General features: G+C 47.8%; 12 protein-coding genes and 1 tRNA gene. 1 reads left to right on the top strand and 12 read right to left on the bottom strand.

All coding sequences use genetic code 11. The features are described from left to right. Window positions 1-20 precede the first annotated feature (20 nt). Complete coding sequence (locus tag ACYUJT_RS25015) at window positions 21-1,907, bottom strand: ATP-binding protein (RefSeq protein ID WP_460327566.1); 1,887 nt, start codon at window positions 1,905-1,907, stop codon at window positions 21-23. A 338-nt stretch (window positions 1,908-2,245) separates the two neighbouring features. Here ACYUJT_RS25015 and tadA point away from each other — a divergent pair, with 338 nt between their 5' ends. Next, window positions 2,246-2,737: a tRNA adenosine(34) deaminase TadA gene (gene tadA, locus ACYUJT_RS25020; RefSeq protein ID WP_460327568.1), complete on the top strand. Its 492-nt coding sequence runs from the start codon at window positions 2,246-2,248 to the stop codon at window positions 2,735-2,737. Between the two features lie 108 nt (window positions 2,738-2,845). Here tadA and ACYUJT_RS25025 read toward each other — a convergent pair whose 3' ends face one another. The 11 genes from ACYUJT_RS25025 to ACYUJT_RS25075 all read right to left on the bottom strand — a co-directional run bounded on the left by ACYUJT_RS25025 (window position 2,846) and on the right by ACYUJT_RS25075 (window position 14,537). Continuing rightward, window positions 2,846-3,913: a hypothetical protein gene (locus ACYUJT_RS25025; RefSeq protein WP_460327570.1), complete on the bottom strand. Its 1,068-nt coding sequence runs from the start codon at window positions 3,911-3,913 to the stop codon at window positions 2,846-2,848. A gap of 107 nt (window positions 3,914-4,020) precedes the next feature. Next, window positions 4,021-4,860 carry a YitT family protein gene (locus ACYUJT_RS25030; RefSeq protein ID WP_460327588.1) on the bottom strand — a complete coding sequence of 280 codons (840 nt, stop codon included), beginning with the start codon at window positions 4,858-4,860 and terminating at the stop codon, window positions 4,021-4,023. Between the two features lie 378 nt (window positions 4,861-5,238). Next, complete coding sequence (locus ACYUJT_RS25035; protein ID WP_460327572.1) at window positions 5,239-5,391, bottom strand: small acid-soluble spore protein P; 153 nt, start codon at window positions 5,389-5,391, stop codon at window positions 5,239-5,241. Window positions 5,392-6,197: 806 nt separating this feature from the next. Then, window positions 6,198-6,286 (bottom strand) — tRNA-Ser (locus ACYUJT_RS25040). A 63-nt stretch (window positions 6,287-6,349) separates the two neighbouring features. After that, window positions 6,350-7,633, bottom strand: coding sequence for a serine--tRNA ligase (serS, locus tag ACYUJT_RS25045; protein WP_460327574.1), 1,284 nt, complete (start codon window positions 7,631-7,633; stop codon window positions 6,350-6,352). Window positions 7,634-7,802: 169 nt separating this feature from the next. Then, complete coding sequence (gene pdxT, locus ACYUJT_RS25050) at window positions 7,803-8,387, bottom strand: pyridoxal 5'-phosphate synthase glutaminase subunit PdxT (protein ID WP_460327576.1); 585 nt, start codon at window positions 8,385-8,387, stop codon at window positions 7,803-7,805. A gap of 48 nt (window positions 8,388-8,435) precedes the next feature. Beyond that, entirely contained in the window at window positions 8,436-9,317 is an 882-nt protein-coding gene (gene pdxS / locus ACYUJT_RS25055; protein WP_460327578.1) for a pyridoxal 5'-phosphate synthase lyase subunit PdxS, read from the bottom strand. Window positions 9,318-9,494: 177 nt separating this feature from the next. After that, window positions 9,495-10,907 carry a D-alanyl-D-alanine carboxypeptidase family protein gene (locus ACYUJT_RS25060; RefSeq protein WP_460327580.1) on the bottom strand — a complete coding sequence of 471 codons (1,413 nt, stop codon included), beginning with the start codon at window positions 10,905-10,907 and terminating at the stop codon, window positions 9,495-9,497. A 132-nt stretch (window positions 10,908-11,039) separates the two neighbouring features. After that, entirely contained in the window at window positions 11,040-12,497 is a 1,458-nt protein-coding gene (gene guaB / locus ACYUJT_RS25065; RefSeq protein WP_460327582.1) for an IMP dehydrogenase, read from the bottom strand. A gap of 322 nt (window positions 12,498-12,819) precedes the next feature. Beyond that, on the bottom strand, window positions 12,820-13,407 hold the full coding sequence (clpP, locus tag ACYUJT_RS25070; RefSeq protein ID WP_460327584.1) for an ATP-dependent Clp endopeptidase proteolytic subunit ClpP: 588 nt from the start codon (window positions 13,405-13,407) through the stop codon (window positions 12,820-12,822). A 47-nt stretch (window positions 13,408-13,454) separates the two neighbouring features. Further along, window positions 13,455-14,537 carry an RNA polymerase sigma factor gene (locus ACYUJT_RS25075; protein WP_460327586.1) on the bottom strand — a complete coding sequence of 361 codons (1,083 nt, stop codon included), beginning with the start codon at window positions 14,535-14,537 and terminating at the stop codon, window positions 13,455-13,457. Window positions 14,538-14,962: the final 425 nt, after the last annotated feature.

The following is a 14,962-nucleotide window of genomic DNA, read 5'->3' on the forward strand; positions in this document are numbered from 1 at the left end:
CGATGGCCCTGAAAAAAATCCTATGCGCCCTCGCCCTGATGCGGCTCCTCCTTATGGAGCATTCGCGGCAAGGTAATCGTGACGGCTGTCCCTTTGCCGACCTCGCTCTCGATTTGAAGGGAGCCCTTATGTGACTCGATAATTCTTTGGCTGATCATCAGGCCGAGCCCCGTTCCTTTCTCCTTGTTCGTATAGAACGGCTCCCCAAGCTTCTCCATCCGTTCCTTGGAAATGCCTTCACCTTCGTCTATTACTCGAATGACGGCAAGATCCGGCTCATCGGAATAGAGCATTAACGTAATTTGCCCTCCGGACGGCATAGCTTCCATGGCATTTTTCAGGACATTGATAAATACCTGCTTTAATTGGTTCTCTTCACAGTGTACCAGAATCGCCTCCGGCGAGAAATGAACACTAAATTCAATGTTATGTAAGTGAGCCTCACTATCCAGCAAGGAAACGACATCTCCGAGCGTAAAGCGCACATCCTTGGTTTGATAGTTAACAGCCTGCGGCTTGGCTAAAATCAAAAACTCGCTCACGATCAGATTGATTCGATCCAACTCTGACAGCATAATGTCCGTATGGAGCGGATTGATCGTTCTGGAGTGCTGCTGCATCTGCAGGAAGCCCCGCAGCGTTGTTAGCGGATTTCGGATCTCATGAGCTACCCCGGCGGCTAATTGACCCACCGTCGTCAGCTTCTCCGACCTCCGCAGCAGCTCTTCCATCCGATTATGCTCCGTCATGTCCCTAGAAATGCATATATAAGCCGATATCCTTCCGAACTTGTCGAAGATCGGTGATTCGCTGATGCTGACCTCTACGAGGCTTCCATCCTTGCGCTTACGAACGGTTTCGGACAGAATAACAGATCTGCCCTGCTCCAGTTCCCGTTTCCACTCTTTCCTATCCTGCTCCAAAAACGACGGAATATAGTCCAGCTTCCGATCTACGATCTCCTCGCTCTTCCAGCCGTATAACCATTCGAATGCCGGGTTCACCCGCAGGATTCTTCCCTCCAGATCAATCAAATGTATCGCATCGGCCGTCTGGCTAATAATAGACTCCAAGTATTCATTCATAGAGCGGATTTCTTCATTCTTTTGCTCCAGCTCGGCTGTATAATGCCCAAGACTAACCGCCATAGTGTTGATTTTCTGACCTAGCAATCCAAGCTCATCCCGGCGATTTACCCGCATCCTCGTCTCGAATTTTCCCGAAGAGAGCTGACTGACCTTAATCAGAATATCCTGAATCGGCCGAATAATTTCACCGGCTAGAATGTAACTTGCAAATATGACAATTTGGAGCAGGACTAAGGAAATGGTAACCTGGCTAAACATCTGCTTGGAAATGACTGATGAGATGGGCTCATAACTGGACACGATCCGGATGACGTAAGGACCTTTATTCACAGGCGAAATGGGGATAAAACTCTCCAGCACTCTTTCCCCGTTGATCTTGGTGTCATATAGAAGACTCTCACCCTTCTGAATGACCGCTCTGATCGCCGTTTGGTCCATCCTATCGTTCACATAGTTGTAGGTCCCGAATAACAGCTTGCCGCTCCCTTGGAAGGTCTCGGGATCCATGCCCGTAATCTCAAGCAGATGCTCGTTGGAGCGCAATGTCTCCTGAGTAATTCGCTCTGGACTAGTCATTTGAAGCATGCCTTCCGCCATGCCTCGACTGATATTCCCCTGGTTCTGCCTCTTGATGTACTCGTTGACGGATCGACTCTGTTCGACAGCCAGCGCGATTTGACGGGCGGTAACCATCATATTGGCTTCGCTCAAATTTCTTAAGTTATCCCGAGTTGAGAAGTAACTTAATGCAATATTTAAGGAAAGCAGAATTAATGCGAAAAACGACATGATCAGAGACAGCTTTGTTTTTATTGACAAATTTCCACCCGCCCTTTTGAACCGAATCTTTGGTGATTTTTGGAATTAATCTATTTCTATCATCATAACTGCAACGACATGTTTTGCAAAGACGTTGATATTCCCACTCTCTTTCCCTACAATAAGTAAAAATACCTATAAAGCAGCATAAATCGATCGTGTTTAAAAAGTTATGCACAAGTTATGAACATATCAACAGATACAAAGTCCTTACTGTGTATAATAGTGGGGATAAACCGGTGGTTATACACAGACTTACCCACAACATGTTAACAACGAATATTTGTTCGTTGGACAGGTCTTTTTTCTCATTATTTTGAAGGAGTTGACCCTATTCTATGGATACATCTTATCCTGTTGTCCCTCCCCCCGCTACTTATTCCGATGAACACTGGATGCAGGAAGCGATTAAAGAAGCGCGCAAGGCCGAAGCGATCGGGGAAGTACCTATTGGCGCAGTAATTGTGCTAGGCGATGAAATTGTAGGAAGAGGCCACAACCTGCGCGAAAGTATCCGTGATGGCACGGCACACGCCGAAATGATCGCCATTAGGGAAGCGAGCCAAACCTTGGACGCCTGGCGTCTGTTGCATTGCCGGCTTTACGTGACGCTGGAGCCCTGTCCCATGTGTTCGGGTGCAATCGTGCAGTGCCGTATTCCCCGCGTTGTTTACGGAACTGCTGATCCCAAAGCAGGATGCGCAGGAACGCTTATGAATTTGCTTCAGGAGCCCCGTTTTAATCATCGTACGGAAGTGGCCTCCGGCGTATTGCGGGAAGAATGTGCTTCTTTGCTTACAGAGTTCTTTCGGCGTTTGCGCAAGAAGTAATCCCATCCCCTAATGAAAAAAGGGCGTCCAAAGGTCTATGCAGACCTTGGAAACGCCCTTTTTGTTGTGCAGGTTAGAATTGTCCTGCATATTGTGCTGCCTTTTATCTTAATAGCCTAGCGAATTCATTTCCTGCATAAATTCATCCATCGTCATAGTTTCCTTCGGAATGCCGATGCTGAATTTTGGCTTTTCGTTAATGCTCTTGACTGTACTCTTCATTTGCAAAGCCAGTTTGATTTTCTCCTTCGTATCCGGATCACTGAATTCCACATCCATGTTCATCTCCTGATAAGAAGGATAATTATCCTTATCGATGGCTGTATTCATATTGAACTGATTAATTGTCAGGTAACGCTGCATATCGTCTAGATCCTTTTGGAACTCGTTATGATCCATTTCCGCCAGGTCCTTCTTCGCTTCCTCAATATCCTCCGGCGTTAACTGCAGCATCGCGCGATATTCATCCTTAGCGACGATATCCAGGGCCTTCGGCAGCGCCTCTTGCAGCAGAATGCTGATCGCTTCCTTGGCCGTATCGTTCGTCACGTAGAATTGAACGACCTGCTTCGCCTTATAGCCTTCTGGCAGCTCTATGTCTTTCGGGTCAACATCTTTGATGAACTTCTCAGAGTCATATTCGGACAGAACGACATTCGCGATTTCCGCTACAAACTTTTGCATTTTATCAGTATCCAGCAAATCCGGGTTGAACTCTTCCCCACTGTTCTCCGCCAGTTCCTTTAAATCCACCTCCAGGAATTTGCCAACAGCTTTCTCTGGCAGAGGGAGGAATGGAATGCTAGGTATTTTAACGTATACTTTGTCTTTGGTCATTACGAATTGCAGAGTAATCGTCGTTGAGAAGTCGCCGTTCAGCTTTACTTCCAGTGAAGCTTCCGACTGCATCGGCTCTTTCTGGTACACCTGAGTTAATTTCAGCTCAGCATCCTTCAGCATGGAATAAACTACACCCATCTCGGGAGACGATGAGCCATCGAGCTTAAGATCAGTAATCTTGATTTGGCTCTCAGAGACATAAGAGTCCATGTTCAGCGCAGTTACCGCTGCGCTCTTCAGCGCTTCCTTCGGCTCCTTCTTAGCGCCGCAGCCGGTTAAAACCAACGTTACCGACATAAGTAGAATAAGGGCCGACATGAAAAACTTTCTTGACATACTAACTCCTCTCCATCTTCACAGATGACAATACTTAATATTTTTTCTAAACCACTTATTATATTAACCACAATTATGAAGGACTGAAACAATGATTATTAACAAATTTAATGAATTGCCTTTTTCTTAAAGCGTCCGCCCTTCACATCATGGATATTTCCCACTGCCAGAAAAGCATTCTCGTCAAAATGGTTCACGATATCCTTAAGCTTGGCTTCCTCCAACCGGGTGATGACGCAAAAAATCACCTTTTTCGGATCGCCCGAAAAACCGCCTTCCCCAGATAGGTAGGTAACTCCGCGTCCTAAACGATTCAAAATCGCCTCGCCAATCTCATCGATCTGGTCGCTAATGATCCACACCGACTTGGATTCGTTTAAACCATCCACAACGATATCTATGGTCTTAAAAGCAATATAATACGCCAAGAGCGAGAATAATGCCCTCTCCCAAGTAAATACAAAACCTGCGCTGAGCAGAATGAAGAAGTTCATGAACATAATGACTTCCCCGACCGAAAATGGCGTCTTACGCGACACCAGGATCGCTACGATCTCCGTACCGTCAAGAGATCCTCCGAAACGAATGACCATGCCCGTGCCCAGTCCAAGTAAAATGCCTCCAAACACGAATGCCAGCAAGGTATCCTTCACAAACGGTTCCACTGGATGCAGCACTGCCGTGCCGACCGACATGACCGCAATACCCAACAATGTAGAAATGGCAAAAGTCTTGCCGATTTGCTTGTATCCTATAATCAGAAAAGGAAGGTTGAACAGAAACAGGAACATACCTAAAGGCAAGCCCGACAAATAAAAAGACATAATGGAAATGCCTGTGATGCCGCCGTCTGTAATTTTATTCGGTACTAGGAACAATTCCAAGGCTACCGATACAATCAATGCACCTACCACGATAAAAAAGGCCCTGAGAAAAATGCTGCCTATTGAACGCTGCTTATGCTTGCGAATAGATTGAGGAGGAATGGAGACTGGAGGAATAGAACCTGCATTGTCAAAGTCCAATACGCATCACTATCCTTTCAGATTGAGATAGAAAAAACTCTCTTCTTATTATGACATCATTTGAACCTCATGTCCTGCATTATCGCAAATTAGAAATAAAAACCTCAGCCAGCGGCTGAGGGGTTGAGAGGAGCAGGATGAGTCTACTCCGACTAAATTCAGATTTCGATGGTTGACGACCGATATGCTGTCATTGTGATTACAGCGGGTTGCCGTGTTGTACCTTTTGTACATATTGTACGTCGTTGCGTACGTTGTGTAGGCCTCAAACGATTCATGCCTTTCAGTACACACTAACGCTCAACTGCCCTGAGGATTGTTATGACTGACGTGATTCCGGTTTTTGACCTTCTTGGAACCCGATAACGGCTCCGGCCCCCCACTCCCCCGCTCTCGGCGCTGATTTGTGTCGGGCTGAGTTCCTGGTGTTGTATAAGACTTTGGTTTACTCATATACGCTGCATCCCCCTTTACTCATCGAGCTTTGTTTCTCTTAAGGTGTGGGGAACCCGGTTTTTTTATGCATGGTGATACTTGGAGATGAAATCCTTGGGTTCCACGCTGCGTAACGAGGGGAGCTTTATCTCCATAACCGAGACTCGAGGACGAAACCATTCTAACGAATCTCACGATCACTATTTGTCTAAAAATAACCTTTGTCAAAATGTAACGAAACTGTGGAACGTTATTTCAATCTTTACTACTCCAAACAGAAGATAAACCGTAAATAGCGTGGCTGAAAGTCTTTATATTTAAGATAAGCGCAAATTGGTACAAATAACGGGGATAAGAGTCGTTAGACTCAAATAGCAGGCAGATGCCTTCTCCGAAGTGCATGATAGGTTCGTCCACGCAAATGAGTACTACTCCCTGTAAGCACTAAGAGGTCCGGGGCATGCTTGGATGTTATCTCACCGCATTCACTTGCTCATATTGACGGCTCGACGAGAGGCCAGCCCTAGGAGTAGATTGCAATGCCGTGCCCTTTCACTTTCGCTTCCTGCACGCGATCTGAACGATAGGCTTACTCTCCCTCGCCACCATACAATACACATTTCGAGATATTGCTAAGAAGACCAGGCGATACGTAACGGTGTTTTCTCTTATGAAATCAGCAAGCCCTTGGCATTCCGAAGTTTATACTCTCTAATAACATCAAAAAACCGCCCCCCAACCGGGAAGCGGCATATTCACTAATTTAAATTATCGCTAACGAAGCCTAACACTTCGACGAACCCCTGTGGGTTCTTAAATAAGTATGGCGGAGAGGGTGGGATTCGAACCCACGTGGGCTTGCACCCTAACGGTTTTCAAGACCGCCCCGTTATGACCGCTTCGGTACCTCTCCAAAAAGGTGAATCTGATTAGCGTAACAAATCAGATTCTACCATAGAGTTTATTCGCGCGCAAGTTATTTCTTGATGGTAATATATTCAAGGCCACCCATGTAAGGACGCAGAACTTCAGGTACTTCAACACGGCCGTCTTCCGTCTGGTAATTCTCCAGGATAGCTGCAACCGTACGCCCTACAGCAAGTCCAGAGCCATTCAAAGTATGAACAAATTCCGGCTTGGCTTTAGCCTCCGGACGGAATCGGATATTCGCCCGGCGCGCCTGGAAGTCCTCTACATTAGAGCAAGAAGATATCTCGCGGTAAGCGTCCGCTTCTGGCAGCCATACTTCGAGGTCGTACGTTTTAGCAGCAGTAAAGCCAAGATCGCCCGTACAGAGCGCCAGCACGCGATATGGAAGCTTCAGCAGCTGCAGGACGCGTTCAGCATTTGCCGTCATTTGCTCCAGTTCTTCATACGATTGATCTGGATGAACAATCTTGATCATCTCAACCTTGTTGAACTGATGCTGGCGGATCAAACCACGAGTATCGCGGCCTGCTGCTCCCGCTTCCGACCGGAAGCAAGAGCTGTATGCTACATAATTCCGTGGGAGATCCTCTGCGCCCAGAATTTCATCGCGGTGGAAGTTCGTTACAGGTACCTCAGCCGTCGGAATCAAATAGTAACCTTCCTCGGTCAGCTTAAACAGGTCCTCTTCGAACTTCGGCAGCTGGCCAGTCCCGTACAGGCTGTCCCGATTAACGATATACGGCGGCAGCATTTCTTCATAACCGTGCTCATTGCTGTGCAAGTCCATCATGAAGTTGATCAATGCACGCTCAAGACGCGCTCCTAGTCCCTTATAAAAGGTAAATCTCGAGCCGGTTACCTTAGCTCCTGCCTCGAAATCCAAAATCCCGAGATCCGTGGCGATATCCCAATGAGCCTTTGGCGTGAAATCGAACTGGCGGGGCTCGCTCCAACGACGAACCTCCACATTCTCTTCCTCAGAACCACCAACCGGAACATCTGCATGAGGAATGTTAGGAATGGCCAGCATCAACTCATCGATCTGCGCCTCAAGAGCCCGGACTTCGTCATCCAGCTCCTTAATGCGGTCACCCACCTCACGCATTTCAACGATCAGTTCGTCCGCATCTTCCTTATTCTTCTTGCGTTTGGCGACTTCAGCCGATACCATGTTACGGCGGTTCTTCAGCGACTCGCTCTCCTGCAGCAATTCGCGGCGTTTACCGTCCAGCGGGGCGAAGCCCGATATAAGCTCCAGCGACTTACCTCTGTCCTTAAGCGCCTTCTCGACGCGTTCGAAATCATTTCGCATTATTTTTACATCTAACATAGGTTGTCCCTCCTAGAATCGTCCCCGGACCGCCTCGCTCGACTCGCATGCTTCAACAAAGGAGCAAGACGGGCCGCCATGGGATCACCAACCAGAGAACTCGGGTGTCCTCCGTTAAAACAAACAAACCTTAACCCTTGGGAAAGAGTCAAGGTGCCTGATCAGCTCTTTACTTAGCAGCCGTTTTGTTTGCCTGAATCATTTCTGTAAAATATTTATGCAGAGAGGCATCGTCCGTCAATTCTGGATGAAACGACGACACCAGCAAGTGTCCTTGGCGTGCCGTCACAATTTCATCGTTATAGGTAGACAATACTTCGACGCCTTCGCCAACCTCCGTGATTAACGGCGCACGGATAAAGACCGCGCGAAGCGGCTCCTCAAGACCCTTGACGTCCAGGTCGGTCTCAAAGCTCTCCCGTTGGCGCCCAAACGCGTTACGCGATACACCGATATCCATAACACCCAGGTGAGGCTCTTCACCGCCCTCGATCTTCCTCGCCATAACAATCAAGCCAGCGCAAGTACCAAAAACAGGCTTGCCCTCACCTGAAAATTGCTGAATAGCCTCAATGAAGCCATATTTCCTCATGAGCTTGCCGATGGTCGTACTCTCCCCGCCGGGGATGATCAATCCATCGATATCCAGGAGCTGCTCAGGCTGCTTCACAGCAACACCCTCAGCTCCTGTGCTCTCAATGCTTCTTATATGCTCCGCAACAGCGCCTTGCAGCGCCAGTACTCCCACCTTCATGGAGAAACCTTCTTTCTATCTGACTCAAAAAGGGGATTGCTCTGCCAATTACCAGCCGCGATCCGACATGCGCTCAGCTGGGGATAATTTGGAAATTTCGATGCCTTTCATCGGCGTGCCCAAGTTCTTGGACACTTCAGCAATCAATTTATAATCGGTATAATGCGTTGTAGCTTCAACGATGGCACGCGCGAATTTCTCTGGATTTTCAGATTTGAAAATACCCGAGCCTACAAACACTCCATCCGAACCAAGATGCATCATTAACGCTGCATCAGCAGGAGTAGCTACGCCGCCCGCTGCAAAGTTAACCACAGGCAGCTTACCGTTCTCATGAACTTCAAGCAACAAATCATAGGCAACGCCAAGATTCTTAGCTTCTGCATACAACTCGTCCTTGGACATGTTCTTAACCGAACGGATTTGGCTGTTGATCAGGCGCATATGGCGAACAGCTTCAACAATGTTGCCTGTTCCCGGCTCGCCCTTCGTACGGATCATGGATGCACCCTCACTGATGCGGCGCAGCGCTTCACCCAGATCTTTCGCTCCGCAGACAAATGGAACGGTGAACTCACGTTTGTCAATATGGAACACCTCGTCTGCTGGCGTCAACACTTCGCTCTCGTCCAAATAGTCTACCCCGAGAGATTCCAAAACTTTCGCTTCCACGTAATGCCCAATCCGTGCTTTAGCCATAACCGGGATAGAAACGACTTTCATAACTTCTTCAACAATCGTAGGATCAGCCATGCGGGCTACGCCGCCAGCCGCACGAATATCAGAAGGAACGCGTTCCAAAGCCATGACAGCCGTTGCTCCAGCCGCTTCAGCGATCTTTGCTTGCTCCGCATTCATGACGTCCATAATGACGCCGCCTTTTTGCATTTCGGCCATACCTCTTTTTACACGTGATGTTCCTGTTTCCATGTCCACGCCTCCCGATTTTATTCTAAATATATCCACATGTTATGGAGCCCAGGCGCATGACCTTGTCCCCATAAACATTACTTCTGACGCAATATCGCAAGCGATAATCTAACTTGATATTTTACAATATTTACGCTAAATATACAACCCGTTCACTCGGGATTTATGCTTCACGGACTAGAAAAGATTCTTGATTCCGTTAAACAGATCCTTGAAAAAGTCCCCGATCGCACGCAGGAACAACTTGAACCAATTCGCCTTCTCCGCATCCTGAGCCGTAATCAGCTTCACCGTCTTCTCTATCGGCTCGTCAGAGCCCGGAGCTTTATAAGAGTACGTAACGGTTCCAACTTCCGTTCCTTGCTTCAGAGGGGCCACCAGAGCCGTCTCCTCGTTCAAAGATACCGTTGCTTGCAAGCTGCTCATATCTGCACCCTTAGGTATAACGAAGCTTACGCCTTGATCGGTAACGACAGGCACTTCCATATTCTTCGCTTTCTTAACAGTAACCGTCTCGGTCCCTTCTACCGTCGTCTTAGGAGCGACGACCTGCTTGACTTCGAAGTTGTTGAAACCGTAATCCATCACTTTGCGCGTTTCAACAAAGCGCACATCCTCGGCCTTCATGGTCTTTGTAGCTTGCGTGCCCATAACGACGCTAATCAGCCGCATTCCGTTCCGCTCGGCTGTACCGGTAAAGCAGCTGCCTGCTCTGGAGGTGTGCCCGGTCTTCAAGCCGTCCATCCCCTCATAGGCAAACTGCTTGAAGTTGGTTACATTCTTATTCGCTTCAAGCATGTAGTTCCAGTTCACCATTGGCTTCTTGTCGCGAGGGCGGAACGTATATTCTTGAATCGTTGTAAATTCAGTAAAATCAGGATGATCGGTCACGATGTATTTAGCAAGAATCGCCGCATCCATAGCCGACATTACAGTTTCCTTGTCATTTGCCGGCTGAAACTCCTTGGGCATATCTCCAATATCCAAACCTGTGGAGTTTGCAAAATAAGTATTCTTCATCCCCATGCGCTGAGCCTCGTCATTCATCATCTTGACGAAAGCCTGCTCAGAACCGGCGACATGCTCTGCCAGCGCTACCGTTGCATCGTTCGCTGATCCAACCGCCATAGCGATGTATAATTCCCGGATCGTATGCTGGTCGCCTTGCGCCAGGAATATCCGTGAACCGATCGTCTTGGAGGCATTCTCCCGTACGGTAACTATGTCGTCCCAGCTAAACTTCCCTTGCTTTACTAAGTCTGCAACGATGTATTCCGTCATCATTTTAGTCATACTTGCCGGAGGAAGCGGGGTATCCCCATTGACGTTTAATAGAATTTGGCCGGACACCGGCTCCATTAATATCGCGGATTTAACATTAAGCTCGAGAGATTCCACAGACGGAATGCTAGAGCTAGTTTGCTCTACTACAGGTTTGGTAGACGTCGTCGCTTCAGTTTGCTGTCCTTCAGCAAGCACCACCGCCGGCACCGTAGATAGACATAACATATTCAGTAAAAGAACAGAGGCGACGCTTTTACGAAGGATCTGTCGTTTCGATGTTCTAGGTTTCTTTTCTTTCAATTTCACTGCACTTAAAGCTCCCCTCATATACTCGTTCGATTGCTTTATCTATTCTAACACAGCACAATACGCAAAAAAAGACAGGCCGGGCAGAATTCGCCCAGCCTGTGTTGGAAAATGGTGGTGTGGTCATTATTTTTACAAGGAATAGTTCGGTGCTTCCTTCGTAATTTGCACGTCGTGCGGATGGCTCTCACGAAGGCCTGCCCCCGTAATACGAATAAATTTCGTATCATTGCGAAGCTCGTCCAAGTTAGCTGTTCCGCAGTATCCCATACCTGAACGCAAACCGCCTAACAATTGGTGAACTGTATCGGACAATGGCCCTTTGTAAGCTACGCGCCCTTCGATGCCTTCCGGTACCAGCTTCTTGTCGTCGTCCTGGAAGTAGCGATCCTTACTGCCTTGCTTCATCGCTCCAAGGGAACCCATTCCTCTATACACTTTAAATCGGCGCCCTTGATAAATCTCCGATTCGCCAGGGCTTTCTTCCGTACCGGCAAGCAAGCTTCCCAGCATGACCGCATGCGCTCCGGCAGCAATGGCTTTCGTGATCTCTCCTGAATATTTGATGCCACCATCGGCAATGATCGGAATGCCATATTCGCGGGCAACGGATGCACAGTCATATACCGCGGTAATTTGTGGAACACCGATCCCGGCAATGACACGCGTCGTACAAATCGAACCCGGCCCGATACCTACCTTGACGACAGAAGCGCCAGCTTCGATCAGATCGCGGGTTGCTTCACCTGTCGCAACGTTTCCGGCGATAATTGTGAGTTCCGGATACCGTTTGCGAAGCTCCCGAACCGTGTCCAAAATGTTGATATGGTGTCCGTGCGCAGAATCCACCGTGATAACGTCCACGCCTGCTTTTACCAGAGCTTCTGCCCGTACATAGGAATCAGAGGATACGCCAATAGCCGCTCCGACAAGCAGTCTGCCCTGCTCATCTTTCGCCGCATTCGGAAACTGGATCGCCTTCTCAATATCCTTGATCGTGATCAAGCCTTTGAGCGTGTTGGATTCATCCACCAGCGGCAGCTTCTCGATTTTATGCTGCTGCAGAATAACTTCCGCCTCTTGAAGCGTCGTGCCTACAGGAGCTGTAACCAGATTCTCGTGCGTCATGACCTCGCTGATTTTAATGTTATAGTCATGAACAAACCGCAGGTCCCGGTTCGTAAGAATTCCGACTAGTTTTTGCTCTTCATTTACGATAGGAACCCCAGAAATCCGGTACTTGCCCATCAACTCTTCGGCATCCGATACCAATCGATCCGGCGTAAGGGAGAATGGATTTGTGATAACGCCGCTTTCCGAGCGCTTAACCCGATCTACTTCCTCAGCCTGCTGCTCTACCGACATATTCTTATGAATGATGCCGATGCCGCCTTCCCGTGCAATGGCAATCGCCATAGCCGCCTCCGTCACTGTATCCATTCCGGCGCTGATGAGCGGCATGTTCAGCTTAACCTTATCGCTCAGCTTCGTAGACAAATTTACCTCTTTCGGAAGGACCTCCGATTTACGAGGGACGAGCAGCACATCATCAAATGTTAAGCCTTCTTTGTCAAATTTACTTTCCCACACCTTAGTTTTTCCTCCCTTATATTCTATTCCTCGTCGACCGAATTCCCTTATATATCAAGGCCGGAAAGACACTTACGAAAATATATTATTGTACATCTTAGCAAAGGGCATATAGCCTGTCAAGGACAAGCGCCAGGAAATTACACCAGACTTTCACAGGCACACGAGTGTCCACAGGAGGAATACAGTACACTCTTTCGGATATTCTCCCCGATCTATTGTTCCCCTTTTGCCGCTAATATCATTCCAGCTAAGAAAGCCGTCTACCCTCGCATATAAAAAAGAGCACTGTCTAAAGACAATGCTCCCTTCCGTGCCCTGCTTAACCGGCCCTTGAAATCACCTGATCGATAACGCCATATTCAATCGCTTCTTCAGCGGACATGAAGTAATCGCGATCCATATCTTTGGCTATGCGCTCCAAGGATTGGCCCGTATGCTCGGCGGCAATAGCGTTTAATCTCTCCCGGGTACGGAGAATCCGTTTAGCGCTAATTTCAATGTCGCTGGCTTGCCCTTGGACACCGCCATGCGGCTGATGAATCATAACCTCGCTATTCGGCAAGGCAAACCGCTTTCCTTTAGCGCCTGATAACAGTAAAATTGCCGCAAAAGAAGCAGCCATGCCAGAGCAAATCGTTTGTACGTCAGGTTTGATGTACTGCATCGTATCGTAAATGGCAAACCCTGCTGAAGTCGAACCGCCGGGGCTATTTATATAGAAATGGATATCTTTCTCGGGGTCCTCAGCAGCAAGCAGAAGCATCTGCGCAGTAATGCTGTTGGCTACCTGGTCATCAATCGCAGAGCCCAGAAATACGATTCGATCCTTAAGCAGCCTGGAATAAATATCGTATGAACGTTCTCCGCGGCTCGTTTGCTCAATCACGTATGGAATGAATGTACTCATTTTCCACTACCTCCTGGATAAGTGATATCTAAATCGAACGCCATTCTTTATGCTGCTGCCCATGCCAATGATTGGCTGTAATTTGCAGCTTTGAAGCCATGTTGATATCGAGCGTCTTGCTGCCTACGCTGCTGCAGCACCGGTGGCTGCAGCTGCTCGGGCGCGATTGATTCATTCATGAGCATGAGCAATGCACGAGGATTATTCTCACGGAATGCCTTTAAGTAGGCGTACACGATTTGCTCATTATTCATAGTCACGTTTGAAGAGTCAGCTCTTTTCTCTTCCCGGGTACCATCATCTCCCCCAGATCCGTCCCGTTCCGACTTAAGCTTCGTACGAGCGCGGTGGAGTAAAGCTTTAACAGCCCCTTCGGTCGTAGAGAGCAGTTCTGCCGTTTCAGCCGCCGTGTAACGGAATATATCCATAAGCAGCAGCGTAATGCGCTGATTGATTGGGAGGCGGTTTACGATCGTCTCCATGGCCGTCCAGAGGGAGTCTACGTCTGCCTCATCGGACTGCAGCTCGACCGTTTCCGACTGATCTGTCGAATACAACACTGCAGCAGCTCTATTTTTGCGATGCCTATCAATGCAAATATGGTTAGCTATTCTGTAAAGGTACGATTTATTGATGCTGAAGTTCTTACCCTTCTCAAGAGAAATTCTCCAAACCTTCAACCACGTTTCTTGCGCAAGATCTTCCGCCTCCCAAGATGTACCGACTAGGGATCGGCAATATTGACTCAGCGCCCCCTGGTAAGACTCAACCCATTCTAGAAATCTGTCATGCCCTCTTTCCATTTGTAGGCCGTCGGCTGATGGATGATTAGCTCCCACAGACTTTGATTGCTGATGCTGCTCTTGCCGCTGATATGGGTTCAATTGCTCGTGTGACTTTGACTGCTGAATGATTCTTGGTTGCTGCTGTAACTTTGATTGCTCTATACGTTGAATATGCATCACGGACTTCGCTCCCGGTGAAGGGCTAAATGGCTGTACAATTACAGTGCCTTTCACTCGTTTCATTGCCCCAGCCAGCTTTAGTTCTTGCAAAAGCTCCGCTTCTTGTATTGGCTTCAATTGCTCATTAGTTCTGACGGATTGAATTGCTGCAGGCTTACTGCTCATTTCTGCGTTACACCTCCCTATGCCGAAGCCATTTTTGCTTATTTACTTATATAAACGACAAAAATGTTTGGATCGATACGGTCATAATTATGAAATATTAATTTATTTATAATTCAATCATGCGTTAAGTTCAAATTTATATTATTTTACTCGTCAATCCATTCTTTTCAGGTACACTCTTACGGACCCTGGTTCCGTTATTTCGCATAAATGCTGCTTTTTCTGGGGCCAACGGACACAGCAGACCTTATTCGTGCAAAATCTAAGGCTTCAATAGTCATATTCACTAAATAACGCCTTATGTGTCCGTTAGCTTGCCGATTTCGCGAAAATACAGTAAATAGCGGATCTCTTGTCCGTTAGACCGCGTGTCTTATGCAAATAACACAAAAAAGCACTGCTGATACAAAGATCAGCAGTGCTTT

It is taken from the genome of Paenibacillus sp. YSY-4.3, assembly GCF_054767475.1.

Coding starts and splice junctions, on each gene's coding strand:
- tadA (WP_460327568.1), top strand. CDS start 2,246: ATGGATACATCTTATCCTGTTGTCCCTCCCCCCGCTACTTATTCCGAT.
- ACYUJT_RS25025 (WP_460327570.1), bottom strand. CDS start 3,913: ATGTCAAGAAAGTTTTTCATGTCGGCCCTTATTCTACTTATGTCGGTA.
- ACYUJT_RS25035 (WP_460327572.1), bottom strand. CDS start 5,391: ATGAGTAAACCAAAGTCTTATACAACACCAGGAACTCAGCCCGACACA.
- serS (WP_460327574.1), bottom strand. CDS start 7,633: ATGTTAGATGTAAAAATAATGCGAAATGATTTCGAACGCGTCGAGAAG.
- pdxT (WP_460327576.1), bottom strand. CDS start 8,387: ATGAAGGTGGGAGTACTGGCGCTGCAAGGCGCTGTTGCGGAGCATATA.
- pdxS (WP_460327578.1), bottom strand. CDS start 9,317: ATGGAAACAGGAACATCACGTGTAAAAAGAGGTATGGCCGAAATGCAA.
- clpP (WP_460327584.1), bottom strand. CDS start 13,407: ATGAGTACATTCATTCCATACGTGATTGAGCAAACGAGCCGCGGAGAA.
- ACYUJT_RS25075 (WP_460327586.1), bottom strand. CDS start 14,537: ATGAGCAGTAAGCCTGCAGCAATTCAATCCGTCAGAACTAATGAGCAA.